Annotated in this window: 20 protein-coding genes; 6 read left to right on the forward strand and 14 right to left on the reverse strand. The window is 71.8% G+C overall.

All coding sequences use genetic code 11. The features are described from left to right. Positions 1-4: 4 nt before the first annotated feature. Positions 5-958, forward strand: a complete 954-nt coding sequence (locus C4B68_RS09080; RefSeq protein WP_099498874.1) for a hypothetical protein — start codon at positions 5-7, stop codon at positions 956-958. A gap of 49 nt (positions 959-1,007) precedes the next feature. Here C4B68_RS09080 and C4B68_RS09085 read toward each other — a convergent pair whose 3' ends face one another. From C4B68_RS09085 to C4B68_RS09100, 4 genes are all read right to left on the reverse strand, one after another. Then, on the reverse strand, positions 1,008-1,730 hold the full coding sequence (locus C4B68_RS09085) for a 3'-5' exonuclease (RefSeq protein WP_099498875.1): 723 nt from the start codon (positions 1,728-1,730) through the stop codon (positions 1,008-1,010). A 166-nt stretch (positions 1,731-1,896) separates the two neighbouring features. Next, positions 1,897-3,135: an SAV2148 family HEPN domain-containing protein gene (locus C4B68_RS09090; RefSeq protein WP_099498876.1), complete on the reverse strand. Its 1,239-nt coding sequence runs from the start codon at positions 3,133-3,135 to the stop codon at positions 1,897-1,899. Between the two features lie 276 nt (positions 3,136-3,411). After that, complete coding sequence (locus tag C4B68_RS09095; RefSeq protein WP_099498877.1) at positions 3,412-4,743, reverse strand: copper amine oxidase; 1,332 nt, start codon at positions 4,741-4,743, stop codon at positions 3,412-3,414. Between the two features lie 61 nt (positions 4,744-4,804). Next, a complete protein-coding gene (locus C4B68_RS09100) occupies positions 4,805-5,626 on the reverse strand; it encodes a Tat pathway signal sequence domain protein (RefSeq protein WP_099498878.1) in 822 nt (273 codons plus the stop codon). Between the two features lie 178 nt (positions 5,627-5,804). On the opposite strand from C4B68_RS09100, the gene glgX reads away from it, so the two are divergent. The 3 genes from glgX to C4B68_RS09115 all read left to right on the forward strand — a co-directional run bounded on the left by glgX (position 5,805) and on the right by C4B68_RS09115 (position 11,996). Continuing rightward, positions 5,805-7,913 (forward strand): glycogen debranching protein GlgX, encoded by a 2,109-nt coding sequence (glgX, locus tag C4B68_RS09105; protein ID WP_099498879.1) that lies wholly within the window; start codon positions 5,805-5,807, stop codon positions 7,911-7,913. Between the two features lie 173 nt (positions 7,914-8,086). Continuing rightward, positions 8,087-10,504 (forward strand): malto-oligosyltrehalose synthase, encoded by a 2,418-nt coding sequence (gene treY, locus C4B68_RS09110; protein WP_099498880.1) that lies wholly within the window; start codon positions 8,087-8,089, stop codon positions 10,502-10,504. Positions 10,505-10,745: 241 nt separating this feature from the next. Then, positions 10,746-11,996: a M14 family zinc carboxypeptidase gene (locus C4B68_RS09115; protein ID WP_099498881.1), complete on the forward strand. Its 1,251-nt coding sequence runs from the start codon at positions 10,746-10,748 to the stop codon at positions 11,994-11,996. Between the two features lie 7 nt (positions 11,997-12,003). Here the strand turns inward: C4B68_RS09115 and C4B68_RS09120 are convergent, their stop codons facing one another. From C4B68_RS09120 to C4B68_RS09130, 3 genes are all read right to left on the reverse strand, one after another. After that, complete coding sequence (locus C4B68_RS09120) at positions 12,004-12,420, reverse strand: subtilase-type protease inhibitor (RefSeq protein ID WP_099498882.1); 417 nt, start codon at positions 12,418-12,420, stop codon at positions 12,004-12,006. Beyond that, positions 12,417-13,784 (reverse strand): M14 family zinc carboxypeptidase, encoded by a 1,368-nt coding sequence (locus C4B68_RS09125; RefSeq protein ID WP_099498883.1) that lies wholly within the window; start codon positions 13,782-13,784, stop codon positions 12,417-12,419. Before C4B68_RS09125 ends, C4B68_RS09120 begins: the two co-directional genes overlap by 4 nt. Positions 13,785-13,973: 189 nt before the next feature. Next, positions 13,974-14,525: a DUF1707 and FHA domain-containing protein gene (locus tag C4B68_RS09130; RefSeq protein ID WP_099498884.1), complete on the reverse strand. Its 552-nt coding sequence runs from the start codon at positions 14,523-14,525 to the stop codon at positions 13,974-13,976. 193 nt (positions 14,526-14,718) lie between these two features. Between C4B68_RS09130 and treZ the strand changes: the two genes are divergently transcribed. Next, positions 14,719-16,464, forward strand: coding sequence for a malto-oligosyltrehalose trehalohydrolase (gene treZ, locus C4B68_RS09135; protein WP_099498885.1), 1,746 nt, complete (start codon positions 14,719-14,721; stop codon positions 16,462-16,464). Between the two features lie 95 nt (positions 16,465-16,559). Here the strand turns inward: treZ and C4B68_RS09140 are convergent, their stop codons facing one another. The 6 genes from C4B68_RS09140 to C4B68_RS09165 form a co-directional block, all read right to left on the reverse strand. Then, on the reverse strand, positions 16,560-17,498 hold the full coding sequence (locus C4B68_RS09140; RefSeq protein WP_099499044.1) for an aminoglycoside phosphotransferase family protein: 939 nt from the start codon (positions 17,496-17,498) through the stop codon (positions 16,560-16,562). Positions 17,499-17,562: 64 nt separating this feature from the next. Beyond that, positions 17,563-18,732, reverse strand: coding sequence for an aminopeptidase P family protein (locus C4B68_RS09145; RefSeq protein WP_099498886.1), 1,170 nt, complete (start codon positions 18,730-18,732; stop codon positions 17,563-17,565). Between the two features lie 93 nt (positions 18,733-18,825). Beyond that, positions 18,826-19,449: a LysE family translocator gene (locus C4B68_RS09150; protein WP_099498887.1), complete on the reverse strand. Its 624-nt coding sequence runs from the start codon at positions 19,447-19,449 to the stop codon at positions 18,826-18,828. Positions 19,450-19,569: 120 nt separating this feature from the next. Next, a complete protein-coding gene (locus C4B68_RS09155; protein WP_099498888.1) occupies positions 19,570-20,208 on the reverse strand; it encodes a PDZ domain-containing protein in 639 nt (212 codons plus the stop codon). A 208-nt stretch (positions 20,209-20,416) separates the two neighbouring features. Beyond that, positions 20,417-22,570: a germacradienol/geosmin synthase Cyc2 gene (cyc2, locus tag C4B68_RS09160; RefSeq protein WP_099498889.1), complete on the reverse strand. Its 2,154-nt coding sequence runs from the start codon at positions 22,568-22,570 to the stop codon at positions 20,417-20,419. Between the two features lie 139 nt (positions 22,571-22,709). Continuing rightward, positions 22,710-23,849 carry a damage-control phosphatase ARMT1 family protein gene (locus C4B68_RS09165; RefSeq protein ID WP_240634264.1) on the reverse strand — a complete coding sequence of 380 codons (1,140 nt, stop codon included), beginning with the start codon at positions 23,847-23,849 and terminating at the stop codon, positions 22,710-22,712. 158 nt (positions 23,850-24,007) lie between these two features. Here C4B68_RS09165 and C4B68_RS09170 point away from each other — a divergent pair, with 158 nt between their 5' ends. Beyond that, positions 24,008-24,955 carry a lytic polysaccharide monooxygenase auxiliary activity family 9 protein gene (locus C4B68_RS09170; protein WP_099498890.1) on the forward strand — a complete coding sequence of 316 codons (948 nt, stop codon included), beginning with the start codon at positions 24,008-24,010 and terminating at the stop codon, positions 24,953-24,955. A gap of 327 nt (positions 24,956-25,282) precedes the next feature. On the opposite strand, the gene C4B68_RS09180 is transcribed toward C4B68_RS09170, so the two are convergent. Further along, on the reverse strand, positions 25,283-26,443 hold the full coding sequence (locus C4B68_RS09180; protein ID WP_099498891.1) for a P1 family peptidase: 1,161 nt from the start codon (positions 26,441-26,443) through the stop codon (positions 25,283-25,285). Positions 26,444-26,806 lie beyond the last annotated feature (363 nt).

A 26,806-nucleotide genomic window follows, 5' to 3' on the forward strand; every position in this document is an offset into this window, starting at 1 on the left:
CCCGATGGCCACACCTGCCGTTGCCGCGGTAGCCGTCGCCGTGTTGGCCGTCGGTTCCGCCGGCTGCGTTCGCGCGCAGCCGGCGGAACGGCCGGACCGGCCCTCCGTGCCCGCGCTCAGCCGGGCCGCCGTGGAACTCGCCCTGCGGACCTCCCCCTACCGCGAAGACCAGCGCGCCCTCCGCCGGGCGGAGGACGAGCTGACCCGCCGGTGCATGGCCGCACAGGGCTTCGGCCAACCGGCCGCCTCCTCCGGTGCCAGCGCCCGGGACGACGACCCGTGGCACCCCGATCCCGAGGCGCGTCGAACCCTCGGTTACGGCTTCTCCGACACCGGCCCGTCGCCTGACGACCAGTACCCGCCCGGCCTTCCCGCGGCGCAGCGGGACGCCTACGCCCGTGCGCTCACCGGCGACCCCGGGCGGCGCGCCACGCTGCGGCTGTCGAGCGGCCCGCAGTTCACCTTCGCCACCACGGGCTGCATCGCCCGCAGCCGCATCCGTCTCTTCGGTGACGTCATGGCGGCGGCCAGGGTCTCGTACGTGCCGCAGGAGGCCTACAACGCGATCCGCGGACAGATCGCCGTCGACGCCACCATGCGCCGGGCCCTGGGGGACTGGACGTCCTGCATGAGGAAGCGGGGGGTGCCGTTCGCCTCCATGGAGGACGCACGGGCCGCCGCTGCCCGCCGGAGCCACGAGGTCCCGCCGACGAAGGGCGCCGCGCCACGGTCGGAGGTACGAATCGCCGAGGCCGACGCGGAGTGCGCCCTCGCCGTCGATCTGCCAGGGGTGATCGACCGCGTGGGGCCCCTGTACCTGCGCGAACTGACCGCGGAGCAGCGGCGGGACCTCAATGCTGCCGCGGATCTCCGCCTCAAGGCGTTGCAGCGCGCCCGCGCTCTCCGCGACGCACAGCCGCACGCCACCCCCACGCCCCCACCGTCGCCCTCCCCCTAGGAACCTGCCCGGCGGATCATGCCGGACAGGCCTGAGGCGGCAGGCCAGGTCAGACCATCTCGTCCGCCAACTGGCGCATGGGCCATGCCCCGTCGACCACCGCGTCCGTGTCGCCCTTGCGGCGCAGGAAGCTCTGGAAGTCGGCCGCCCATTCCGCGTACCACCCGATCTGGCGGCGGTGCAGCTCGGCGGGGCCGAGGGCCGCGACCTTCGGGTGGCGGCCGGCTATCGCGCAGGCGAGCCGGGCCGCGGCGAGCGCGTCGGCCGAGGCGTCGTGTGCGGAGTCCAGCGCCACCCCGTACTCCGTGCAGACCGCTTCGAGATTGCGCTTGCCCCGGCGGTAGCGGTCCACCGAGCGGTCGATGGTGTACGGGTCGATGACCGGGGCGGGGTCGATGCCGCCGAGCCGCTCGCGCAGCGACGGCAGTCCGTACCGCCGCAGTTCGGCGGAGAGCAGAGTCAGGTCGAAGGCCGCGTTGTACGCGACGACCGGGACGCCCGTCTTCCAGTGGGCGACGAGGGCGCCCGCGATCGCGTCGGCGACCTGGTCGGCGGGCCTGCCTTCCGCTGCCGCCCGCTCGTTCGAGATCCCGTGCACCGCCACCGCGTCCGCCGGGATCTCCACGCCCGGATCGGCCAGCCATTCGCGGCGCCCCATCGGCTCTCCGCCCTTGACCTCTATCACGGCCCCCGTGACGATGCGCGCCTCGCGCGGATCCGTCCCTGTCGTTTCCAGGTCGAAGCCGATCAGCAGCTCCCGGTGCCAGCCCATGCGTGGCCCCCCTTCTTCGTGGTGCTTTCCCCCAGTGGTCTCCACGATCCCATGAGCCACTGACAATCCGAGGACCGCGTTCCGCTGAGCGAGACCTACCGGGCCGTTCCGCGCCGTACCGGGTCTTACCGGGCTCCCGCACTCCGAGCTCCAGGGGCCCTGAAGGTCAGGACACAGGCCGCGAATCCGCCCAAGCCACCTCGAACTCCTCGCGGTAGGTAGGGAAAAGCCCTTCCTCGCCAGGTTCATCCGGTTTGACCACGCGGCTGCCGCCGCGCAGTACGAGCACCGGTGTCTCCATGCCGCGCGTACGGCGCAGATACGACTGCACGACCGCGATGCCGTCCGAGCCGTCGCTGTCCACGAGGTAGGCGGTGAAGCGGGGCGTCTCGTCGAAGACCTGGATCTCGAAGGCGCCCGGGTCGCGCAGCCGGGACCGCACCCGGCGCATGTGCAGGATGTTCATCTCGACGGCGCGGCTCAACTCGCCCCGCTTGATGCCGAGTTCGCGCTCGCGGCGCTTCACCGCGCTGGACGCGGGGTTCAGGAACAGCAGCCGCACCCGGCAGCCGGACTCGGCGAGGCGTACGAGCCGCCGTCCGGAGAAGTTCTGCACCAGCAGGTTCAGGCCGATGCCGATGGCGTCGAGGCGGCGGGCGCCGCCGAAGAGGTCCTCGGCGGGGAACTGGCGCAGTAACCGCACCCGGTCCGAGTGCACGCCGACCACGTCCGCGTACCGGTCGCCGACCAGGTCCTCCACGGCGTCGACGGGCAGCCGGCGCGCGGAGGGCACGTCGCCGCCGGCGCCGAGTACCTCCAGGAGTTTCGCCGCGGCCCGTTCGGCCTGGCTCAGGACGGCCTCGGACAGGGCCCGGTTGCGGGAGACCACGTTCCGGGTGACTTCCAGTTCGTCCAGGGCGAGTTCGAGGTCCCGGCGCTCGTCGAAGTAGGGCTCGAAGCACGGCCAGTGCTGCACCATCAGCTCGCGCAGCTGCGGCAAGGTGAGGAAGCTGAGCACATTGTCGTCGGCCGGGTCGAGCAAGTACCCCTTGCGGCGGCTGACTTCGCGCACGGCGACGGCGCGCTGCACCCACTCCTGTCCGGCGGGCCCGGCCGCGGCGATCACCCAGTCATCGCCGTGGACGGGTTCGTAGATGGGGCGGAGAACAGCGGCCACGACCGCACGCAGCCGCTGTTCGACCAGGTTCAGCCAGATGTAGGCACGCCCGGCTCGCTGGGCGCGCGTACGCACCTCGCGCCAGGCGTCGGCACCCCAGTCGAGCTCCGGCCCGATCGATCCCATCTCCATCGGCCGTGCCAGGGACACCGCGCCGGGTGGGACATCTGTGGAGTTCCCCTCGTGACCCTCGTCACCAGGAGGCAACTCCAGCCCTCCCGAGCCCACCCGCGCACCGCCTTCCGCTCCCCCGAGCTCTCCCGAGGGGCCTGGCGTCACATTCCCGTCTGCCCTGGGACGTCTGGCACGCGCATCTGCGGCGTTGTCGTCGGTCAACGACGCTCCGCGTCGCCTCCCTCCTCCGCCTTGCAGCTGCACGCACCAGACGCCCCAGGGCCCGCCCTTCGGGCGAACGACGGGAATGTGACGCCAGGCCCCACTCAACGATCAAGGAAGGGTACTCCGGGAGCGGTGGGCGGTGCAGCCCGATGGACAGGTCGTTTCTCAACTACCGTTTTCCACATGCCCGTTCTGGTCGGCGAGCTCGGCCGGAGTGAGCGGATTCATAGCGGTGACGTCGCGCGGGGCGATGGAGAAGCCCTGCCAGTGGACCGGCATGGGCTGCTGGTCCTCGTCGCGGGCTATGTGGTGGAAACCCACGTTGACCCAGACGACCGGGTGGGTGAGGCTCTGCCCGTTGGCCCACTTGTCGACGGACGCGCCATGCCCGGCACCGCAGTTGTGCGGGTTGTTGCCAGCGAACTGTTCACACTTGTTGTAGTCGGTGAAGTAGACGTCGTGCCGGGTGAAGCCGCGTCCCGGGTACTTGCTGGTGGGGCCCTGGACGATCTCGTACGACCGCGCGTGCCCGTCCTTGTTCTTGCCGGCCGTGCTGACCACCCGCCACCAGCGCATGTTCTTGGCGTCCCCCGCGAGTTCCTTGGTGACGGCGGTGCGGGTGGTCTTGTTGGTCGGTGCCTCCTGGCCGCGGGCGGGCGGGCTGACCGTCGAGTCGTACTGCTCGATCTTCGTCTTGGAGGAGCCGTCGAGGCCGAAGTTCAGGCGCCAGAAGACGTTGTGGCTGTGGCTGGTGGCGTAGGCCCTGGCGCCCTTGCCGATGGGCCAGCCGCGACCGTCGCCGGCGTCGTAGTCGCTGGGCGAGAGGCTGCCGGTCGCGCCGACGTTCATGGTGATCGTGCCGTCGTCCTGGAAGCGCCACTCGGTCATGTACTCGTACCAGCCGACCTGGTTGACGGTGTAGACCAGCAGGTCCTTGCCCTGTGCCTGGTAGACCTTGCCGGGCGAGTCGCCCTGCATGCGGTACGCGTGGCCGCGGGAACGGGTCGTGGTGCACAGGCCCTTGACGTTCGGGTGCTGGGGGTCCCAGGCGTCCGGCACCTTCACGCTCTTGATGGTGCCGCCAGGGCATTCGCCCGGCGCCAGGTTCATCAGGCCCTGGGCGAACCCGAAGCCCGTCAGGTCGTCGTACTCGACGCTTCCGTCGTCGTACGGCACGTGGATCTGGCCGAGCTTGGCGCTGCCGAGGACCTTGATCGGGGCGGCCTCACCCTTGGGCTGGTAGGAGATGTTCTCCAGGACGAGCCCGGCCTTGCTCTCGTAGTGCCAGCACATCCGCCAGGTGGTGCCGGTGGAGAGCTGCTGCTCGATGCGGTACGCGGCGCTGCACTGGGCGGCCGCCGCGGGCGCCGCCTTGGGGGCCGACTTCGGCTGGGCGGCGGCCGGTCCCGCGCCGGTCGCCGCGCCCGCGGCCAGCGCGGCCACCGAGAGACCCACGGCCGCCCGCCTGCGGGCACGGCTGATTCTGTTCACGTGCATGAAGAGGTGACTCCCTTACAGGAGGAGCAAGTTGGAAAAGTGAACTGACGGCGGTCCGGGCTCAGTCGAGCTTGCCGACCTTGCCGGCGCTCAGGTCGACGATGAGCGAGCGTGCGTCGACCCACGGCCCGTTCTTGACCTTCGGGAACAGCCGCACGCAGCGATGCTCGCCGCACTTGTCGAGGAGCGCGGGCTGCGCGCCCGGAGCGGCCCGGTACACCGCGGCGGCGAGCTGCAGCTGGTCCGGGGAGGTGAGCTCCTTGTCCGTGGCGTCCTTGTAGTCCGCCTTCAGGCCCGCGCCCAGCGGGTCGGCGATCAGGATCCGGGCGGCCTCGTTCTGCTCGGCACGGCTCAAGGGCGGCTGGACCCCGCGCTGGGTGCCGGTCCGCTCGACCTTCCCGGTGTCGAGGTTGACGGTCTTGGTGACGAGCGTGTCGTCCTTGTAGTCGTAGAACGTCACGTCGGCGCGACGGGGCGCTTCCGGGTCGTCCAGTTCTCCGGTCTCCGGCTCGGCGAGGTCGACGCTGAGGCGCTGCGGGCCGCGCTCGCCCTCGGCGTTCTCGCTGGAGTTGAACAGCTGCCGGCTGACCGCGATCCGCTCGACCCGCTTCATCTCGTCGTCTGTCAGCGGGTCGCGGCCCTCGCCCTTCTCCCCCTGGGCCGGCGCCTGCTCGACGACGCCCGGCTGGACCGCCGCCCGCCCCTGCTCTCCGGCCTGCTGTCCCTCCTCCTGCGACGTCCCCGTGCCGCCCCGGGCCCCGCCCGAGTCATCGGCCCCCGCCGTGCCCGGCAGGGTGATTCCGGCCATCACGGCCGTCCCGGCCACCGCGATGGCCGCACCTGCCACCACCTTGCCCAGATGGCGGTGCACTATCTTGCGCACATTTCCCCCTACTCCCCCTATGTCATCAGGAGTCGTTTGAGCCCCACTGGTTCGGCATACGCCGTATGCCTGGTCACCGGGTAAGAGGGACGTAAGTCATAGGAGGTTCCATCACTTTCGGGGACACTCGGCTCGGAGTCGCCCCCAGGGGCACGGCACTACTGGAAGAGTCATATCCATGCAGGTCTGGCCTGGAGAGGCATATCCACTCGGTGCCACGTACGACGGCGCCGGGACCAATTTCGCGGTCTTCTCGGAGGCCGCAGACCGTATCGAGCTGTGTCTGCTGCACGACGACGGCTCGGAGACGGCGGTGGAGCTGCGCGAGACCGACGCCTTCGTGCGGCACGCCTATCTGCCGGGGATCATGCCCGGACAGCGGTACGGCTTCCGGGTGCACGGGCCGTACGCGCCCGAGCGCGGCCAGCGCGCCAACTCGGCAAAGCTGCTGCTGGATCCGTACGCGCGCGCCGTCAGCGGCTCGGTGAAGTGGGGCGAGGAGGTGTACGGCTATCCCTTCGGGGCCCCCGACAAGCGCAACGACCTGGACTCGGCCCCGCACACGATGTCGTCGGTCGTGGTCAATCCGTACTTCGACTGGGGCGACGACCGGCGCCCGCGCACCGAGTACCACCACACGGTGATCTACGAGGCCCATGTGAAGGGCCTCACGATGCAGCATCCGGCGCTGCCCGACGAGCTGCGCGGCACCTACGCGGCCCTGGCGCACCCGGCGATCATCGAGCACCTGACGGAACTGGGCGTCACCGCGCTGGAGCTGATGCCCGTACACCAGTTCGTGAACGACCACCGTCTGGTGGAGATGGGCCTCAGTAACTACTGGGGCTACAACACGATCGGATTCTTCGCGCCGCACAACGCGTACGCCTCCTGGGGCGACCGCGGTCAGCAGGTCCTGGAGTTCAAGTCGGCGGTCCGGGCGCTGCACGAGGCCGGGATCGAGGTCATCCTCGACGTGGTCTACAACCACACGGCCGAGGGCAACCACCTGGGTCCGACGCTGTCCTTCAGGGGCCTCGACAACGCGTCGTACTACCGCCTGGCGGACGACCCCCGCTACTACATGGACACCACGGGAACCGGCAACTCCCTCCTGATGCGCTCCCCGCACGTGCTCCAGCTGATCATGGACTCGCTGCGCTACTGGGTCACCGAGATGCACGTCGACGGGTTCCGCTTCGACCTCGCGGCCACGCTGGCGAGGCAGTTCCACGAGGTGGACCGGCTGTCGTCGTTCTTCGACCTCGTCCAGCAGGACCCGGTGGTCTCCCAGGTGAAGCTGATCGCCGAGCCCTGGGACGTCGGCGAGGGCGGCTACCAGGTGGGCAACTTCCCGCCGCTGTGGACCGAGTGGAACGGCAAGTACCGCGACACCGTACGGGACCTGTGGCGCGGCGAGCCGCGCACGCTGGCGGAGTTCGCGTCCCGGCTCACGGGCTCGTCGGACCTCTACCAGGACGACGGCCGCCGTCCGCTCGCCTCCATCAACTTCGCGACCTGTCACGACGGCTTCACGCTGCACGACCTCGTCTCGTATAACAACAAGCACAACCAGGCCAACGGCGAGGACAACCGCGACGGCGAGAGCCACAACCGGTCCTGGAACTGCGGCGCGGAGGGCGACACCGACGACGAGAACGTCCTGGCCCTGCGGGCACGCCAGATGCGCAACTTCATCGCGACGCTGATGCTCTCCCAGGGCGTGCCGATGCTCAGCCACGGCGACGAGTTCGCGCGCAGCCAGGGGGGCAACAACAACGCGTACTGCCAGGACAGCGAGCTGGCCTGGGTGCGGTGGCCCGAGGGCGACTGCGAGCTGCTCGACTTCACGCGCGCGATGGTGTGGCTGCGGCGCGACCATCCCGTCTTCCGGCGGCGCCGCTTCTTCCACGGGCGGCCCGTTCAGGGCACGCACGACGAGCTGTCCGACATCGCGTGGTTCACCCCGGAGGGCACGGAGATGACCCAGCGCGACTGGGGCTCCGCCCAGGCACGGGCGCTGTCGGTCTTCCTCAACGGCAACGCGATCTCCGAGCCGGGCCCGCGCGGGGAGCGCATCCCCGACGACTCCTTCCTGCTGATGTTCAACGCCTCACCGAAACCCCTGGAGTTCGTGGTACCGGTCAACCACGGGCGCCAGTGGCAGGTCGTCGTCGACACGGCCCGCCCGGAGGGCGTGACACCGGGCACCGGCGCCAAGGTCCAGGCCGGCGACCGGCTGACCCTGACCGACCGGAGCCTGACAGTGTTGCAGCGGCCTGCCTAGGCGGGCGCGTTCGCTGGGGGCATGCGCGCGTGAGGCTCGTTTTCGGGCACGCGCGCGTGAGGCTCGTTTTCGGGCGCACGCGCGCGTGGGACTCGTCTTTTCGGTGCACGCGCGCGTGCACGTATGCAGGCGTCGATGACACGAAAGGCGGCGGGGCGGGTACGTAGGTTCGCATGACACCTGAGCGTCCCGACCCGGTGATGGCGGACTCGGTTCCCGGCCCGGTGGCTCCCGCCGCGCCCACCGCCACGTACCGGCTGCAGCTGCAGCCGGAGTTCCCCTTCGGGGCCGCCGAGGCGGCCGTGCCATATCTGGCCTCGCTCGGCGTCTCGCATCTGCACCTCTCGCCCGTCCTGGAGGCCGTACCCGGCTCGACGCACGGCTACGACGTGGTGGACCACGCGCGCGTGCGGGCCGAACTGGGCGGCGAGGAGGGGCTGCGCTCCCTGGCGCGCACCGCGCGGGAGCACGGCCTGGGCCTCGTCGCGGACATCGTGCCGAACCACATGGCCATGGCCCCGCGCCACAACCGTCCCCTGTGGGAGGTACTGCGCGAGGGCCCCGAATCGCCGTACGCGCGCTGGTTCGACATCGACTGGGACGCCCAGGGCGGACAGGTGCTGCTGCCGGTGCTCGGGGACCGGCTCGGCTCGGAGATCGACCGCCTGAAGGCCGACGGCGACGTACTGCGCTACCACGACCATGTGTTCCCGCTGCGCGAAGGCACCGAGAAGCTGCCGCTGCCGCACCTCCTCGACGCGCAGTGGTACCGCCCCGTGTGGTGGCGGCTCGCCCGCACGGAGCTCAACTACCGTCGCTTCTTCAGCATCTCCGAGCTCATCGGGGTGCGCGTCGAGGACCCGGAGGTGTTCGCGGCGACACACGCGAAGATCCTGGAACTGCTCGACGACGGCGTGGTCGAGGGGCTGCGCATCGACCACCCGGACGGCCTCGCCGACCCTGACGCGTATCTGCGCCGCCTGCACGAGGCGACCGGCGGCCGCTGGACGGTGGTCGAGAAGATCCTCGCGGACGGTGAGCCGCTCCCGGCCGCGTGGCCCGTCGCGGGCACCACCGGCTACGACGCGCTGCGGCATGTGGACGGGCTCCTCACGGACCCGGCGGGCGCGGGCGAACTCCTGGGCCAGTACCGGCGGTTCGCGGCTCCTCAGGCCGACCGGGGCGGCCACTGGGAGTCGACGGTGCGCCGGGCGGCGTACAAGGTGGTCACGCACGAGCTGGCCACGGAGGTCGATCGCCTCACGCGCGTGGTGAGCGGTCTGTGTGATGCCGCGTCCCCGGACCCCGCGTTGCGCGACCACGCCCCCTGGGCTCTGGGCACCGCGCTGCGCGAACTCCTCGTCCGCCTCCAGGTGTACCGGCCGTACCCCTCCACCGACGCCTCCCTGGTGGTGACCGAGGAGGCCGCCGACGAGGCCCGGGCGGTGTTCACGGTGCCCGAGGAGGCGCATGCCGTCGACGTCGTACGGGACTTGGTGCTCGGGCGGGCCGGTGACGGGCCCGGACACGCGGAGTTCCGGGCCCGGTTCGCGCAGACGGCGTCCGCCCTGCGGGCCAAGTCCGTGGAGGACACGGCGTTCTACCGCTACGTGCCCCTCCTGTCGGCCAACGAGGTGGGCGGCGAACCGGGCAGTCCGGCCGTGTCCCCGGAGGAGTTCCACGCCTACTGCGCGCGCGTGCAGCGCGACTGGCCCGTCACCGGCACCGTCCTGTCGACGCACGACACGAAACGCAGTGCCGACGTGCGCGCGGCCCTCTCGGTGCTCACCCAGTGTCCCGGGCGCTGGGCCGACGTCCTGGCGGAGGTGACCCGCGACGGCACGGGCGTGCCCGACCCGCAGGTGGCGTGGACCGCGTGGCAGACGGTGTTCGGGCTCGGCCCCGCCTCCGGAGAGCGCGTACGGGGCGCCCTGTTGAAGCACGTCAGAGAGGCCGGACTGCACACCGCCTGGACCGAGCGGGATCCCGCGTACGAGGACGCGGTCGCGGCGTTCGTCGCCGAAGGCCCGTGCGGGGCGTCTGGGCGGCGCGTGGCCGGCTTCCGGGCCTCCCTGGCCCCGCATGTGCGGGCGAACGTCCTGGGGGCCGCTCTGGTCCATCTGACGATGCCCGGGGTGCCGGACGTCTACCAGGGCACCGAGGGCGAGTACCTCGCGCTGGTGGACCCGGACAACCGGGAGGCGTTCGCACCGCTGGAGCAGCCCTCGGAAAAGGCGGCGCTCACCGCGGCCGCACTACGGCTGCGCAGGCGGCGCCCGGCCGTCTTCGGCGACTCGGCGACGTACGCGCCGCTGACGGCTCAGGGCCCCGGCGCCGCGCACTGTGTGGCGTTCGTACGCTCCGGAGAGGTGATCACGGCCGTCACGCGGATGTCGCTGCGGCTGGCCGACGCCGGAGGGTGGCGGGACACGCTGCTCGCGCTCCCTGAGGGGCGGTGGGCCGATGCGCTCTGCCCGGGGCGGGAGTTCACGGGGCACGCGCGCGTGGCGGAGCTTTTCGAGCGGTTGCCCGTGGTGCTGCTGGAACGGGTCAGCGCGGGCGCGCCGGCAGGGTCCGGGGAGAGCGGCTGATCAGACCCACGGGAGCGGGCCTGCGCCGCGGCGAGCACCCGGTGGCGCTCGGCCACGAAAAGGAACCTGTCTCGGCCATGAACACGCCGCCCGTGGATGACGCCTTCCAGCCAGCCGACGCACACCCCCTGGCAGCCGCACGTGCCACCTGGCGCCCCCTGGAGCCGCCCCGTCAACTCCTTGACAGTTCACCCAGTCCGTGGACTACTGCGGAAAGCGACGCAGGGCGGACAAGTCGGGGGTGAGTCTCCTGCCGGAGTTGCGCTACCCCAGTGTGACCGAAATCGTCTCGTCCGCCAGGGCGTTGGCGGCTCACCGGCCCGGCCTGTGCCGCCTCAGACAAGTGGGCGTCTCACGCGCGGGCAGACCCCTCCACCTGCTGTCCGTCGGCCACGCGCGGCGTGCCGTCCTCGTCGTGGCGGGCGCCCACGCGAACGAACCGACGGGCGGTTCGACCGTGCTGGTCCTGGCCGAACGCACACTGCGCGACCGGGAGTTGCGGAGGGAGACCTCCTGGCATTTTCTGCTCTGCGCGGACCCGGACGGGGCGAGCCTGCATGTGACGCCCGCACCGCGCACCCTGCTCGACTACCACCTCGGTTTCTTCCGTCCGGCCGGGCCCGAGCAGCCGGAGTGGTCGCCCTCCGTCCTGCCGCCCGACCGGCTGCCGCCGGAAACCCGCGCGCTGATCCGGGTCATCGACGAGCTGCGGCCCTACCTCCAGGTGACGTTGCACGGGACCGATCTGGGTGGCAGCTGGGTGCAGTTGACCAAAGACGTTCCGGGGCTCGCCGAGCCGTTCGCCAAGTCCGCGGCGGAGCTGCACATTCCGGTGGAGACGGCGGCGTCGGACGCCGCGGGCTGGCCCGCCTCCGGGCCCGGGGTGCATGTGATGCCGGCGCCCGGTTCGGACGCGGCGTACCCGAGCATGCCCGACGACGCGCGGCACAGCACCTGGTACCACGCCCACCGGTACGGCGGTCTGACCGCCGTCGTCGAGGTGCCGATGTGGGCCGGTGATCTGGTGGACGATCCGGCGCCGCATCCCGCTCCGGCGGCGGCGATGGGGCGTCTGGCGCGCCGGCTGCTGCACGACACGCTCCAGGTGGAGTCGGTGCTCGTGGAGGCCCTGCCGCGGCTGCCAGGCCCCGACGGGCCCCTCCTGCGGGCCGCGAAGTGGGCGCTGGAGCTGGTGCCGGGCCTCGCCGACGACTGGGGGCGGACGCCGCCCCCGGACACGACGATGGCGTACGTGGGCAGTCTCGACGCGTTCGGCCGCCGGCTGCCGCTGCGGGCCGCCGCGATGCTGCTGCGCGTCCTCCAGGAGGCCGACGACCGCGAGGCACCGCGCCTCGAACACCTCGTCGCCGCCTGGAGCGACGCCTTCGCCGAACGGTTCGGCGCCCGCTGGGTACCACTGGAGCACCAGGTCGAGCATCAGGCCCGCACGGTGGTGGCGGCGGCCCGCCACGCACGCGCCACCGCCGCCTGACCCGCTCTCATTCCGACAGCGCGAACACCGCTCCCGTCTCGGCCCTGACCACACAGGAGTTCGGGAACGTATGCGTGTAGTCGACCCGGCGGCCCTCCCATACGCCCCGCGCCGAGGCGGTCACGGGGGCGTAGATCAGCGGGCACAGGGCGTCGGGCCTGGGCGGGATCCGGGAGATGTCACCCCCGGCGGCGCGGAGTTCGTCGCAGGCCTGTGCCGCCTGCGGATGCCCCTGGGGCGGGTCGCAGAGCAGCAGGGTGCCGGGGGTGCCACTGGAGAGCGCTTCGCCGCCGGTGACGGTGAGGAGGAGCCAGTCGCCGGGGCCGGACTCCTGGGGTGCCGCCTGGGCCGGGGCCGCGCCCATCGCGAGAAGGGCGGCCGAGGCGAGCACACCGGCACGTACGGCTTGCATGGTTTTCGTCATTCCAGATGCATCGGCACCGCGGCCCCCGGACCCCAGCCCGACTCACCCGATCGGGAGCGCACGCGCGCGTGGCGCCCGGCGAGTTCGAACGCGGCGATCACCACGCGTGCCTGGTATTCGACCTGGCGGGCGACCGGGATCCAGCGCGCACCGCAGCCGTCGCGGTAGTCGGCGCACCACTCGTCGATGAGCCGGTCGAGCTCTGGCAGCACACCGCCCGGGTCGTGCCTGGAGGCGGTGACGAGCTGGTGCAGCAGCCCGGCCGTGCGCAGTGCGACCCGGCGTCCGGCGAGGCGCAGGGCCGTCAGGCGGGCGGTGTCGAGCGGCGGCAGGGCGCGCGCGTCGGCGCCGTACACATCCGGATCCCAGGAGTCGGCGAGCCCAGGGCCGACCAGGAGACAGTCGTCGACGGGCGCGAGGAGGCAGGCCACGTCCGGCGAGGCGGCGAGGCCGGGCCGCACGCGCGCGAGGATGCCCTCCAGGAGCCGTGTGTCGTGGCGCAGCGTGTGGCTGACGGAGCGCAGCGCCGCGTCGGCGTCGACGGGCCGCCCGGCGTCCTCCACGGCCGCCACGCCCCACATGGGCGCCTCGACGACCGCGGTCACCGTGCCGTACGGGTGCGGGTGGAACCAGGTGGACTCGACCGCGGCCTCCGTGATGGCGGCGGCGAGGTCCCCGATGCGCGGCGGGGGGATGCGGTAGACGGCGGGACCGAGCATCGGCCAGTACAGGGCGTCGTACGGGCCGAGCTCGCGCGGGATGCCGAGGCGCGCGGCGGTGTGCGCGACACGCTGGGCGAGCCCGGGCAGGTCGCGGGTCAGCTCGACGAAGGCGCCGCCGACGTCGACGCCGTGCAGGGAGCACTGCAGGAAGGGCCGCAGTTCGTCCTGGAGGCCGATGAGGGCGCGGGTCTCGGGCAGGGCGGCCGCGTCCGCGCCCTCGGGCAGCCATTCGGGCTGTTCCAGGAAGCCCGGCCGGAAGAAGTGCCGGAAGTAGTGGCCGAGGACGTACGGGCCCGACAGCCAGCCCTCGTTGCGGCGCGCGCCGTCGGGGTCGAGGCACAGCAGCAGATTCCAGGTGGCGTCCGCCCTTTCGGTCAACCGGGAGTCGGCGAGCGCCCGTTCGGCCAGCCGCAGGGCGGTGGCGCCACCGACCGGTTCGTTGGCGTGCGGTCCGGCGACGACAAGGACCTGGCGGCTGCCGCGTCCGACGGACAGGAGCCACAGCGGCGAACCCGCCCGCGACGTGCCGACGCGGCGCAGCCGGGCGTCCCGCGGACGGCGGGCGACGAGCACGGCCGCACGGGCGCCCAGCTCGTCCACAGTCGGGAAGCGGAGGAGTGGCGGCAGGGCACACCTCCGCATAAGTGGTGCCGTCGGCTCACCTGATGTGCATGGTGTACGCACAGTCAGTCACGACTGGGGAGGTACGTCAACACCGTGGAACCTGGTGAGAGTTGAGCAGACCGGTAGGTGAGTCCGAGGCCGGAGCCCGGACGGAACAGCCGGTCGGACGCGAGGCGGAACAACTCGGCGGCCGACAGGCGCAACCGCTCAGTCCGACGCCAGGCGGAACAGCATCCGTCCGAAACCGATCTGGTCGCCGTCCTGGACGACGATGGCACCGATGACGCGTCGTCCGTTGACGGTCGTGCCGTTGGTCGAGCCGAGGTCGCGCAGCACCCACACCCCGCCCTGCCGGCTCAGTTCGGCGTGCACCCGGGACACGGTCTCATGGTTGAGCCGCAGTCCGCTGGCGGGGTCGCGGCCGATGCGCAGCGGGTACGGACTGCCCGGGTGGGGCAGCTGCAGCTTCGGCAGCCGCTCGGCCTGCCAGGCCCTGCGCAGCCGTACGGTGAAGCCGGAGACGGCCTCCACGGCGCCGAACACCGCCTTCGACCAGCGGCCCTCCGTGGGCAGGTCGGCGGTGAGCACGGCGAGTTCGTCGGACCTGCGGGCGGCGAGCGCCAGCTCCATGCGGCGGATGAACGTGTCGTGCGAGAGGCGGCCGAGGGCGACGCCGTCACGGAGTGCCTTCAGCGCCCGGTCGCGCTCCGCGTCGGACAGCCGCGCGGGGTACGTGTGGAACTCGAAAGACGACGTCACGCTGGCGATTGTCGGGCAGCGGGGCCGGGGTGTCCAGAAAACGCGGAAGAGGCCTTTGCGGCCGACCGGATCGCATCAGGTGACGAAAGCGCGGCAGACACGCGGCAAAAGGATGGATTCTAAAGCGAATTGATCTCACGTGAAGCACCATGGACGGGCTACGTCACGGTGAGCTGACAAGGGGGAACTGTCTGTGCGGTTCGAGGTGTGGGCACCGCAGGCCGACCGGGTGACACTCCATTGCGCGGGCGCCACGCGCGCGTTGGAGCGCGATGCGGAGCGAGTCGGGTGGTGGACGGGCGACGCGGACGCGCAGGACGGCACGCGGTACGGGTTCGCGGTGGACGACGGCCCCGTCCTGCCCGATCCCCGCTCGCGGCGGCAGCCGGACGGCCCCGACGGGCTGAGCGCGGTGGTCGACCAGGAGCGGTATGCCTGGCTCACCGAGTGGGCGGGGCGTCCGCTGCCGGGCGCGGTCCTGTACGAGCTGCACGTGGGCACGTACACGCCCGAGGGCACGCTGGACGCGGCCGCCGAGCGCCTTGACCATCTTGCGGAACTGGGCATCACCCACGTCGAGTTGATGCCGCTGTGTCCGTTCCCGGGGCGGCACGGCTGGGGGTACGAAGGGGTCTCGCCGTGGGCCGTGCACGAGCCGTACGGCGGCCCCGAGGCGCTGAAGCGCTTTGTCGACCGGGCGCACGAACTCGGCCTGGGCGTCGTCCTCGACGTCGTGCACAACCACCTCGGGCCGTCCGGCAACCACCTGCCCGCCTTCGGGCCGTACTTCACGGACACCCACCAGACGCCCTGGGGCTCCGCCCTGAACCTGGACGCACCCGGTTCGGACGAGGTGCGCGCGTATCTCGTCGGCAGCGCGCTGGCGTGGCTGCGCGACTACCGGCTCGACGGGCTGCGTCTGGACGCGGTGCACGCGCTGCGGGACACGCGCGCGGTGCACTTCCTGGAGGAACTGTCGGCGGCCGTGGACGCGCTCGCCGACGACCTCGGCCGGCCGCTCTTCCTGATCGCCGAATCGGATCTGAACGACCCACGGCTCGTCACACCCCGCGAGGAGGGCGGTCTCGGGCTGCACGCCCAGTGGAACGACGACTTCCACCACGCGCTGCACACCGCTCTGACCGGTGAGGCGCACGGCTACTACGCGGACTTCGCGCGCGCCCCCTTCGCGGCACTCGCGAAGACGCTGACGTCCGGGTACTTCCACGACGGCACGTACTCCAGCTTCCGCGGGCGGCACCATGGCCGCCCGCTCGACCGTACGCGCGTGTCGGCACACCGGCTGCTGGGCTACGCCCAGACCCACGACCAGATCGGCAACCGCGCCCAGGGCGACCGGCTCTCGGCCTCCCTCTCCCCCGGGCTGGTGGCCTGCGCCGCCGCGCTGACGCTCACCGGGCCCCTGACGCCGATGCTCTTCATGGGCGAGGAGTGGGCCGCGGGCACGCCCTGGCAGTTCTTCACCGACCACACCGATCCCGAACTCGCGGAGGCCGTACGGCGGGGCAGGCGCCGGGAGTTCGCGGCACACGGCTGGGCCGAGGAGGACGTCCCGGATCCGCAGGACCCGGCGACCCGGGACCGCTCCTGCCTCGACTGGTCGGAACCCGAAGAGGCACTCCACGCGCGCGTGCTGGCCTGGTACCGCGACCTGATCGCCCTGCGCCGCCGCCAGCCCGACCTCTCGGACCCCGATCTCGCGGCGGTCAGGGTCGCCTACGACGCGGAGGCCCGCTGGCTGGCCCTCCGGCGCGGTGACATCCGGGTGGCCGTGAACCTCGCCAAGGACACCGCGGCGATCCCCCTCGGCATCCGCCACGCGCGCGTGCTGGCCGCCTGGGAGCCGGTCGAAGCGCCGGACGCGGACGGGGTGTTGAGCGTGCCGGGCGAGTCGTGCGTGGTGCTGACGCAGGGGTGAAGGGCTCGGCGTTGGCGTTCGCGTAAGCGTTTGCGTAAACGTTTACGTAAGCGCTTTACGCCCGCCGCAACGCGACGGCGACAACCCCGCCCCGCCTACAGCGCCTCGTCCGCCTCATCCCGCCAGTCCGTGACCCGTTCCAGGAGGATCGCCTCCCAGGCGCGGCGCAGTTGGGTCTCCAGCAGTGGGAGCGGGCTGTCGTCGCGGCCCCGGAGGCGGTCGGCGAGGCGGATCACGGTGTCGCAGCGGGAGAGCCACAGGCCGCGCAGGCAGGCGCGGGCGCCGTACCCGGCGAGCGTGGCGGCGCGTACGGCCGCGGGGGCGCCGACGGCGATGGCGAGCCCGCCGATGTCCTCGGCGGGGTCGCCGATCACCGTGTCGGTCCAGTCGAGGACGCCGCGCACCCGGCCGTCGGCTCTGACCACGAGGTGTTCGCCCTTGAGGTCGTGGTGCACGAGTACCGCGGGGCCGGGCTGCGCGGCGAGTTGGACGGCGACGGGTGCGGCGAGCTGGGCGAGGCGCGCGGGGTCGAACTCGTAGGCGGCGAGTTCCCCGGCGGCGTGCCCGGCCGCCGTCCGCAGCGCTTCCAGGGAGCGCGGCGCGGCGCGGGGGACGCCGAGCGCCTCGGCCTGGCGTACGGGCACCTTGCGCAGTCCCGTGAGCAGCCCGGCCAGGTCTGCCTCGCCGACGGCGGAGACGTCCTGCTCCTCGCCGGAGACACCGGGCAGTCTGGTGTCGAGGGTGTAGCTCAGGCCGCTCGCCCATTCGCCGTGCGCGACACTCACCGGGACCGGGACGGCGATGTGCGGACGGACCAGGTCGCGCAGCCGCAGTTCGCGACGCTGGCGTACGGAGGCGTCGCGGTCCGGGGCGAGCCCCAGCACATGGCGGGTGCCGACCCACCACGTGGAGTGCCCGGCGCCCTCGGTGACGGGCCGTACGTCCGGGCCCGCGCCCGCCGCGGCGCCCTCGGCGAGCAGCGAGCGCACCAGTCGGCGGACGGTGTCCGTGGTCGGTGTCGGTGCCTGGGTCATGGTCGCGCCCTTGTCGCTCGGGGGGCGTGGGCGGAGCTCGTGCCGCACGGTCGGGGGGTGCACGTCAGTCGACGATCACCATCTCGCGGGAGGTGGTGTTGAGGCGGCGCCCGCCGTCCTCGGTGACCGTCACGATGTCCTCGATGCGCACTCCGAAGCGGCCGGGCAGATAGACGCCGGGCTCTACGGAGAAGCACATTCCGGGGACGAGCGGCTGCTCTTCGCCCTCGATCATGTACGGCGGTTCGTGCGTGGTGACGCCGATGCCGTGCCCGGTGCGGTGGATGAAGTACTCGCCGTACCCGGCGTCGGTGATGACCGCGCGGGCCGCGCGGTCCACGTCCTGACAGGTGGCACCGGGCCGAACCGCGCGGAAGCCCGCCTCTTGGGCCGCGCGCACGATGTCGTGCACCTTGCGCTCCTCGTCGTCGGGTTCGCCGACGTGGACCGTGCGGGAGGTGTCGGAACCGTAGCCCTCCTTGAGGCCGCCGAAGTCCAGGACGACCATGTCGCCGCGCTCGATGACGCGGTCCTCGGCCTCGTGGTGCGGGTTGGCGGCGTTGGGGCCCGAGGCGACGATCGTGAAGTCGACTTGGGAGTGCCCGAACTGTCGCAGCAGATCGGCGATGTCGGCGGCCACGTCGGTCTCCTTGCGGCCGGCGAAGGGAACCTTCCGGATCTCCTCGAACGTTGCGTCTGCGGCCGCTCCCGCGGCCGCCAACCGTTCCAGTTCCGCCGCGTCCTTGACGGCCCGTAGCATCGGCAGAGCCTCGGTGAGGGCGACGTATCGCGCGTCCGGCAGCCGCTGCTGGAGGCCGAGCAGGTGCAGGGCCCAGGCGTTGTCGCTGACTCCGAAGCGGCCTTCGACGCGGCCTCCGGGGCCGCCTCCGGAACGGCTTCCCAGGCCGCCTTCGTGGCCGAGGAGGGACGCCGCCGTCTCGATCGGGTCCATGCCGTCGGTCCAGTCGCGCAGGGTCAGCGCGGGCGCACCGGCCGCCTTGGCCGCGTCGGGCGCCTCCAGGGCGGGCACGACCAGGACCGGGTCGTGCCCGGCCCGCAGCACCAGCAGAGTGAGCCGCTCGGTCTCCACCGGCCGGTATCCCGTCATCCACACCAGATCGGGCCCGGGCGCCACCAGGACGCCATCGAGGCCGGCGTCCGCGGCGGCCTCGGCCGCGCGCCGCATACGGGCCTCGTAGTCACCAGCGGTGAAAGCCGCGGGCGTGCCGGTCATCCATGCCTCCGTCGCTCCAGAGTTCCCCTGGGGGGCTACGGGCAGCATCCTGCCCCTCCGATGCGGCGTGCGCGAGCCGGTTACGGCCGGCCGTCAGCTCTCCAGCGCGAGGCGGGCGCCCAGGAGCAGCAGTACGCCACCCGAGACCTGCTCCAGGCGCCGGCGCACGCCGGTCCGGGACAGCACGGCCTTCATGCGGCCCACGAACCAGACGTACAGCCCGTAGTAGCCGACCTCGTAGACCGCCCACAGCGCGGCGAGGCCGACTATGGTGGGCAGATGCGGGGCGCCCTCGGGCACGAACTGCGGCAGGAAGGACATCGCGAAGATGGCCGCCTTCGGGTTGGCGAGATTGAGCAGCAGCCCGCCCCGGTAGGAGGCCCAGCCGCTCTTCTCGGCACCCTCCCAGCCGCCGCCATCGGTGGTTCCCTTGGAACGGCGCGCCTTCCACAGCGTCTGGACGCCGAAGCCGACGAGGACGACGGCGCCGACGATCCGCATGACGTCGTATGCCACCTCGGAGGCGGCGAGCAGCGCGGTGAGGCCGAACGCGGCGACGACGCCCCAGACGAAGACGCCGGTCTCGTTGCCGAGCACGGTCAGGAAGCCGGACCGCCTGCTGCGCAGCGACTGCTTGATGATCAGCACGGTGCTCGGGCCGGGCGAGGCCGCGATCAGCGTGCAGGCGCCGAGGAAGGCGAGAAGGGTGCTCAGCATGCGGCCATCGTGGCGCGCCCGTCCTCCGTACGGCCAGCCCTTTTCCGTACTCATTGCCTCAGGTCACGACACTCATTGCCTCAGGTCACGACCTCGGGCCTCGGATCACGCCCCTCGACCTCAGGTCACAAACCCTGGAACGGCCGACAGTTGCTGACGACCGCCGTTCGCGTGTCGCACGGTGAGAGTGACGGTCCTCCCGGGGCGCGCGGCCGCGACCGCGCGCGCCAGGTCGGCGGCCGATCGGAGGCGGGTCTCGCCGAAGGCGAGCAGGACATCGCCGCGAACCAGGCCCGCCATGTAGCCGGGGCCCGGGACGTGGACGCCGACGACGAGTGCGCCCGCGTCCTTGACGGCGTCGACGGCTTCAATGCCGAGCGTCGCCCTCGCGGGTCCCGCGGATTGACGGGCGGGCGGCTGGGCCGGGGCCGGACTGGCGCCTCCCGGCCCCGAACCGGCGCCCCCCGGGACCGAATTTGCGCCGTCCGGCGCCGGCATGGCTCCGCTGGGCGGCGGGGCTCCGGCCGACCGTTTCTGCAGATCCGCCAGCTTGCTCATGCCGATCACCGTGGCGCCCACGGTGCCCAGTCCGACGCCTGACAGGACGAGGACGGTCCCGATGAACAGGCTGAAGAGCAGTGTCATCAGCCGCTTGCCACGCCGCCGCGCGGCGTGCGGGCGCCGGGCGCTGCCGGACGGACGGCCACCGCCCGGCTCCTGACCGGGCATCGGCTTGGGTCGCAACGCGGTCTGTTCCATGGATCGCCTCCGGCAGATGCTCTTCGGACCGCCTCCGGCTCTTGCTCTACCCTGCGCGCCGGCGCGCGACGATTCACGAACGAGTGAGACTGTCAAGCGCGTTCGAGAAGTCTCTCCGCCATGGCCGCCGCCCAGGGCGTACGAGAGCACGCCGAGGCGACGGCGGATCGGGGCAACGGAGTCAGCTGAAGGGGGCGCGCCCCGGACGTCACCGGAAGGGCAGCGCCGGGATCCGGTCCGGTACGAAGGGGCTGCCGCGGCGGGCCAGGTACTCGGGCTTGTAGCGGTCTACATGCTGGTGCCAGTTCAGGATGCCGGCCATCCAGTTCTGGAGGTCGGCGACATAGCCCTGCATCGTCTCGCGTGCCGCGTCCGAAAGGTCGAAATCGTCGTAAACGATGGGCAGTTCGTTCGCGGCCACATGCTCGAACTGCTGCATGCGCTGGGTCGTCAGGTCGTGGACGATGCCGAGGGCGGTCGGGTAGTCGCAGCCGAAGAAGTTCTGCACGACGAGGATGCCATTGTGGGTCTCGCCCTCGTACTCGATCTCCTTCTGGTAGGAGAAGACGTCGTTGAGGAGCATGGCGTAGTCCACGGCGGCGTTCTCCAAGGAGCGCACGGAACCGGTGCGGTACACCTCGGGCGGGACCTTCGGGCCGTGGCCCCTCCGGCACAGGGCCATGGTGAGGTCGGCGCCGAAGGTGGCGCGGCGCATCTCCAGGTAGTCGACCGGGTCGGGGATGCGGTTCTGGATCTGGTTGGACAGTTCCCACAGCCAGCTCTCCAGCATGACGTCCACGGCCGCGCGCAGGGTGCGTCGCTGGTCCGGGGTCATCTCCGCCGTCGTACGCCGCCACAGGTCGGTGAGCCCGCGCTCCATGCCGCTCGCCGGGACCAACGGCTCCTCCCCCTCGACCGGCATGCAGGCCTTCAGGCGCTCGGTGCACACCTTGGCGGCGGCGAAGTCGCGGCGGTGGCCGTAGACCATCGGATAGTAGTCGTCGCCGTACGTGCCCCAGGCGAGCCACTGAGCGCTGAGGTCGAGAGCCTCGGGCGTCGCGTCCGGGTCAATGCCCGCCGAACAGAGCGGCAGGTCGTACGCGGCGAGCTTGTCCTCGTCCCAGACGCCCTCCTGGAGCATGCCCATGGCGTGCATCCAGTCGGTGAGATTGCGGCGTGCGTTGTCCAGGTGCGGGCTGAGCTCCAGCTGGAACGGCATGTGGAACTCAGGAATGCGCGACGGGCCGACCTTCTGGAAGGGGACGTGGGTGTACGCGCGCAGCCGCTCGGCGCCGGCCGCCGCCAGCAGCGCGCCGACATCGGCGGCGGAGGCGCCGAACCCCGTCAGGCCCTGCAGCGGCGATGAGTTGAGCGCCCCTTCGTTCATGTAGCGGCTGGAGCGCATGTGCCACTCGTGGCCGCCGGACTGCCAGTCCTGCAGGCCCTGCGTGTACGCGGCGATGGCCGCGACCTCGTCCGGGGGGAGCCCCTTCTCCAGGGCCAGCGCGGGCACTTCGGTGAGTGCCGTGTGCTCGAACTGGTGGAGCCGCGAGGTGAGGACGTCGTTGACGGCGTCGGCGGCCTCCTGGGTGGTGCAGCCGAAGAAGGTCTCCAGGACGAGCACGCCATTGCTGAGCTCGCCCTCGTCCTGGACCTCACGCTGGTAGGAGAACAGGTCGTTGCGCAGGTGGACGCCGTCGGCGAAGGTCTCCATCAGGACCCTGAGCGGCCGCGTCCCGGCGATGGACGCGGGCACTTCGGCGGTCGCGTACTCGATGAGCCCAGCCGACCAGGGCGCGCCGCCGACCTTGCGGCGCATCTCGATGTACTCGATGGGGTTGGCGACGCGCCCCTCGTTGATGTTGGACAGTTCCCACAGGGACTCGTTGAGCAGGTGCTCGGTGGCGACGGCGAAGCGGCGGCGCCAGTCGAGGGACATCGAGGGCACCGTGCGCGCCCACAGGTCGGCGAGGCCGGCCTCGACCGGATTCTCCGGCTCCGGTACGGGAGTTGAGAGGTCCAGCGGCATGAAGAGGGGCAGTCGGTCCAGGTAGGCCTTGCCGCCGTCGCGGTCCTGGCTGCGTTTGAAGGTCTCCAGGAAGTGGTCGTCGAAGAAGAACACCCACACGTACCAGTCGGTGATGAGGGAGAGCGCGGGCCCGTCGCAGTCGGGGTGGGTGCAGGCGCACAGCAGCCCGTAGTCGTGCGCGTCGAGGTCGGACTGTTCCCAGATGCCGGAGCCCTCCAGCATGCCCATTCCGCGGGCCCACTCGACCGAATGGGCGCGTGCCTCGTCGAGATGCGGGTTCAGCCGCGCGGGATACGGCATGTAGAAGTGCGGGAGTTCAAACGGCTTCGTCATGGCCGGGCACTACCCGGGGCCCTCAACGGCCATCCACAGAGCGGGACATGATCACACCATCGCGTGAATCAGGGACGAACCTGTGAATAAACCATCCCGGCACCCGAACGCGGGCGAGCGCTGACCGGACCGGACGGTTCTAAGGCCTCACCTGGATCAGCGCGTGTGTGCCGCTTGTGCGCCAGCGCTGGTCCTCCGCGGCGACGAGTGCGGCCTCGGTGCGGGCCTCGAGGCCGACGATGACGTCGGACTTGAGGGTGCGCAGGGCGGCCACCGGTCCGGGAAAGTAGGCGGTGGGGACGGCGAAGGGGGTGGTGGCGGGGCGGAGCCGGTCGCCGACGAGGCGGCGGTAGTTCAGGTCGCCCTTCATGATCGTCACATCGGCCGCGGCGAAGTCCTGCCGCAGGTCGTCGGGCATGTCGGCGTATGGCAGCGGTGCGCAGGAGAAGGAGTGGGCGCGGACCGTGAGGCGGCCGTCGGTCATGGCCGACCAGAGGCGGTGGCCGGAGTCGGCGGCGGCACCCTTGGCGGCGGTGAGGCGGCGCAGGGCGTCGATCACGTCGGCGGTCGTGGCGTCGGAGATGTAGTACGGGTACGGCTTGACGTGCAGGACGGCCCGCCCGACGCGGTGGTGCAGGAGGAGATGGTCGATGAGGAGCAGGTCAGGGATGAGTTCCCGGCCCGCGTTGTCCGCGACCAGGCAGAGGGCGCCTCCGGTGAACAGTGATCGCAGCATCTCCACGTCATTCGCGACGAGTTGGGAGTCGACGGACGCATCGCCCTCCCCGGCGGACAGGCGGAAACCGAGGTCCGCGCGGTTGCCCCACAGCGAGCCGTGCAGCAGCGCCTCCTCCTGGACCTCGACGGGCTGACGCGCGAGCTCGTCCAGCGCGGCGAGTTCCTCGTCGGCTTCCGCGGTGTCGATTTCGGCGAGCTTGAAGGGGCGGAAGGGGTCGATGCCCTGCCAGGGCCCGGGGGCGAAGTACCCCACGGCTTCCAGGAGTTGCCGGTAGAAATAGCTCTCGGCCCACAGGAAGGGCACGTCGAACCAGGAACGGCCGAAATACGCACGCCCCCACGCGTCCCACTGCGCACGGTCCGCCGCCCGCGCGCCGAGCGGTTCGATGACGCCCTCGGTGCTGTTCTTGAGCAGGGCGTCGAGCGCGCGGCGCTGGTCTGGGCCGTAGGGGAAGGCGTCCCGCACCTTGCGGATGAGCGCCGGATGCCGTTCGGCCAGCACGCTCCAGGGGAAGGAGCCGGGTTCGTTGCTGAGGATCACGCGGCCACCGTACCGGCCGAGCAGAAGGGGCCGAGTGTGGGCAGTTGGCGCGGAAGGCCCCCATTCGCCCGGATCGGGGATCTGAACGTACGGCCCTGTGGTCCCGTACTTCACGATGTCGATGCCGACGCCGCCAACCCACCGAGGAGACCCGCCGGATGACCGCCTACCGCACCGCCACCGCGGCCGCTGTCGCCGTGGCGACTCCGCTGCTCCTCGCGACGTGGGCCGCGGGACCCGCCCAGGCGCACGGCGCGCCGACCAATCCGGTCAGCCGTGTCTCCGCGTGCTCGCCCGAGGGCGGGAGCCTGATCCGGACCGCGGCCTGCCAGGCGGCGATCGCCGCGAACGGCGCGCCCTTCACGGCCTGGGACAACCTCAGGGTGGCCGGCGTCAACGGCAGGGACCGCGAGGTGATCCCCGACGGGAAGCTGTGCAGCGGAGGCCTGGCCGCCTACAAGGGACTCGACCTCGCCCGCGCGGACTGGCCGTCCACCCGCCTGACTCCCGGCGCGGGCTTCACCCTCACGTACAGCTCGACGATCCCGCACGCGGGCACCTTCAAGCTGTTTCTGACCAAGCCGGGTTACGACCCGACCCGGCCGCTGAAGTGGTCCGACCTGCCGACGAAGCCGTTCGCGACCGCCACCGATCCGGCCCTGGTGAACGGCGCCTACCGCATGGAGGCCAAACTGCCGTCCGACCGGACCGGACGCCAGATGCTCTTCACGATCTGGCAGAACTCGAGCACGGCGGATACGTACTACTCGTGCTCGGACGTGGTCTTCCCGGGCGGGGGCGAGGGGCCGGCGCCGGCCCAGAGCACGCCGGGTTCCCAGAGCGCCCAGAGTTCCCGGAAGACGACGCCACCCGCGAAGCGGACGCCCGCGCGCACGAGCCCGTCCCCCTCGGCCACATCCCCTGCCCTCGTGACCACTTCACCGGGCGAGGAGACCTCGCCGGTTGATCTCGCGCCTGCCGCCGACAGCGCCTCCGGCTCCGGAGCCGGATCCGCGAGCAACACCACGCTTCCCCTGGTCGCAGGGGGAGCCGGGGCGCTCCTCCTCACGGCGGGCGTCGTCCTCACGCTGCGGCGACGCCGCTGAAAGCCGTCACTGAATCCGCACTTGCGTGTACGCGCAGGGAAGTTGCGCCCGTACGCAGCGGGTTCAGGGCGATCTCGCTCGGGAACCGTAGCCCGCGTAGCGTGACGTGCCGTATTGACGTTCGAGTGCCGCGGAGGCTCCTGATGGGAAACCCCAGCCCTTTGGTGATAGACGCGACCGGCCGCGACATCCACGGTGAGGCCGCGCGGATCCGCGAGCGGGGGCCGCTGACCCGTGTCGTGCTCCCCGGCGATGTGGAGGCCTGGGCGGTCAGCAGTCCGGAGCTGCTCAAGCGGCTGCTCACGGACCCACGGCCCGGTGTTCCAGTCACGCGGCTCCAGGCCCGCCGTACAGGTCCCGGTACGACGGGAAGACGCCGCCTGGGCCGTCCACGCTCTCGGCGGACAGGGCCGCGTGCACCACGGCCCGGCTGAGGACGTCCGCGCCCGCCGCGAGCACCGCGTTGAGCTCCGCGGTCTCCGTGTGTGCGCCCCATCCGGTGGTGTCGGGGTGCTCGGGCTGCAGCGCGCGGCGTCCGGTGGACAGGGCGAAGACCGTGTCGCCGTCGGTGAGCAGATGCACCGGCCGGATCGCCCGGGCGAGGCCGTCGTGCGCGGTGCCGGCGAGCTTCTGGGCCTGCGCGCGGGTGAGCGCCGCGTCGGTGGCGACCACCGCCAGGGTGGTGTTGAGCGGGCGCGCGGTGTCCGCCTTGCGCTGTACGGATTCCTCGCGCGCGGCGGCCAGCCGTTCGCGCGCCCGGGTGTGTACGTCCCCGGCGGGCGTCCCCGCGGGCAGGCCCCGTGCGCGGAACTCCTCGCCCAGCGCCGTCCAAGAGCCGTACAGCGCACCGGTGTCGGGGTCCAGCAGCGAGCCGGCCGCGTTCACCGCCGCCAGCGCAGCCACCGTCACGCCCGACGGCAGGCGGACGCTCGCCGTCCCGATGCCGCCCTTGACTCCGCCGGCCACCGCGCCGGTGCCCGCCCCCACACAGCCCTGCGGCACCGGGGAGCCCTCCGCCGTGCCGGCCGCCGCCTCGACGGCCGCCCGTCCGAGGTCCGCCCCGGGCCGTGCCCGCCAGTCGCCGCCGCGCCCGAGGTCGAAGAGGGTGGCGGCGGGCACCACGGGAACCACCTGGGACGGATCGGCGCCCACCCGGAAGCCGCGCCCCTGGTCCTCCAGCCAGGCCACCACGCCGCTCGCCGCGTCGAGTCCGAAGGCGCTGCCGCCGGTCAGCACCACCGCATCGATACGGTCGACCAGGTTCCGCGGATCCAGCGCGTCGGTCTCCCGGGTGCCCGGGCCGCCGCCGCGCACTTCGACGGCGGCGACCGCGCCGCCCTCGGGCGCGAGGACGACAGTGACGCCGGTCAGCCAGCCGTCACCGGTGCGCTGGGCGTGGCCCACGCGCAGGCCCGCGACATCCGTCAGCGCGTTCAGCGGACCGGTGCGCGGTCGCTCGGCCTCCTCGGACCCCTGATGCACACTCATGCGATCTCCCTCCCCGAGAAGGTGCGTTCCCTCACGTGCGCACTGCCGCGTGCGCACGAGTGCGGCCATTCTTGATCGCACGGCGTCGGCATGTCGTGAGCGCATCGCGGTGCGCGAAGACAGCATGACCGGTTTCCCGCCCATGCTCACCCGGCCGAAACGGCCACCGGGTGACGACACGCTTGTACGCCGGCTGCCGTGGCCCCCCACCAGGTGCTCACGAACGGTTCCCAGATCGGCCGGAATCGTCATCACGGGACCGATGACCGTGGTCACGTCGCCCACCCGCTGGTGCCCCTTCCCCTTCCGGACACCGTGGCGTCATGCCGGGCGGGAACATTGCGACCGTCCCCCTACGTCGCT

Source organism: Streptomyces dengpaensis, from assembly GCF_002946835.1.
Taxonomy (GTDB): domain Bacteria; phylum Actinomycetota; class Actinomycetes; order Streptomycetales; family Streptomycetaceae; genus Streptomyces; species Streptomyces dengpaensis.

Excerpts from the sequence above, each read along its gene's own strand:
- C4B68_RS09080 (WP_099498874.1), top strand. The coding sequence starts at position 5 with ATGGCCACACCTGCCGTTGCCGCGGTAGCCGTCGCCGTGTTGGCCGTC.
- C4B68_RS09085 (WP_099498875.1), bottom strand. The coding sequence starts at position 1,730 with ATGGGCTGGCACCGGGAGCTGCTGATCGGCTTCGACCTGGAAACGACA.
- C4B68_RS09095 (WP_099498877.1), bottom strand. The coding sequence starts at position 4,743 with ATGCACGTGAACAGAATCAGCCGTGCCCGCAGGCGGGCGGCCGTGGGT.
- glgX (WP_099498879.1), top strand. The coding sequence starts at position 5,805 with ATGCAGGTCTGGCCTGGAGAGGCATATCCACTCGGTGCCACGTACGAC.
- treY (WP_099498880.1), top strand. The coding sequence starts at position 8,087 with ATGACACCTGAGCGTCCCGACCCGGTGATGGCGGACTCGGTTCCCGGC.
- C4B68_RS09120 (WP_099498882.1), bottom strand. The coding sequence starts at position 12,420 with ATGACGAAAACCATGCAAGCCGTACGTGCCGGTGTGCTCGCCTCGGCC.
- C4B68_RS09125 (WP_099498883.1), bottom strand. The coding sequence starts at position 13,784 with ATGCGGAGGTGTGCCCTGCCGCCACTCCTCCGCTTCCCGACTGTGGAC.
- C4B68_RS09140 (WP_099499044.1), bottom strand. The coding sequence starts at position 17,498 with ATGACCCAGGCACCGACACCGACCACGGACACCGTCCGCCGACTGGTG.
- C4B68_RS09145 (WP_099498886.1), bottom strand. The coding sequence starts at position 18,732 with ATGACCGGCACGCCCGCGGCTTTCACCGCTGGTGACTACGAGGCCCGT.
- C4B68_RS09150 (WP_099498887.1), bottom strand. The coding sequence starts at position 19,449 with ATGCTGAGCACCCTTCTCGCCTTCCTCGGCGCCTGCACGCTGATCGCG.
- C4B68_RS09155 (WP_099498888.1), bottom strand. The coding sequence starts at position 20,208 with ATGGAACAGACCGCGTTGCGACCCAAGCCGATGCCCGGTCAGGAGCCG.
- cyc2 (WP_099498889.1), bottom strand. The coding sequence starts at position 22,570 with ATGACGAAGCCGTTTGAACTCCCGCACTTCTACATGCCGTATCCCGCG.
- C4B68_RS09170 (WP_099498890.1), top strand. The coding sequence starts at position 24,008 with ATGACCGCCTACCGCACCGCCACCGCGGCCGCTGTCGCCGTGGCGACT.
- C4B68_RS09180 (WP_099498891.1), bottom strand. The coding sequence starts at position 26,443 with ATGAGTGTGCATCAGGGGTCCGAGGAGGCCGAGCGACCGCGCACCGGT.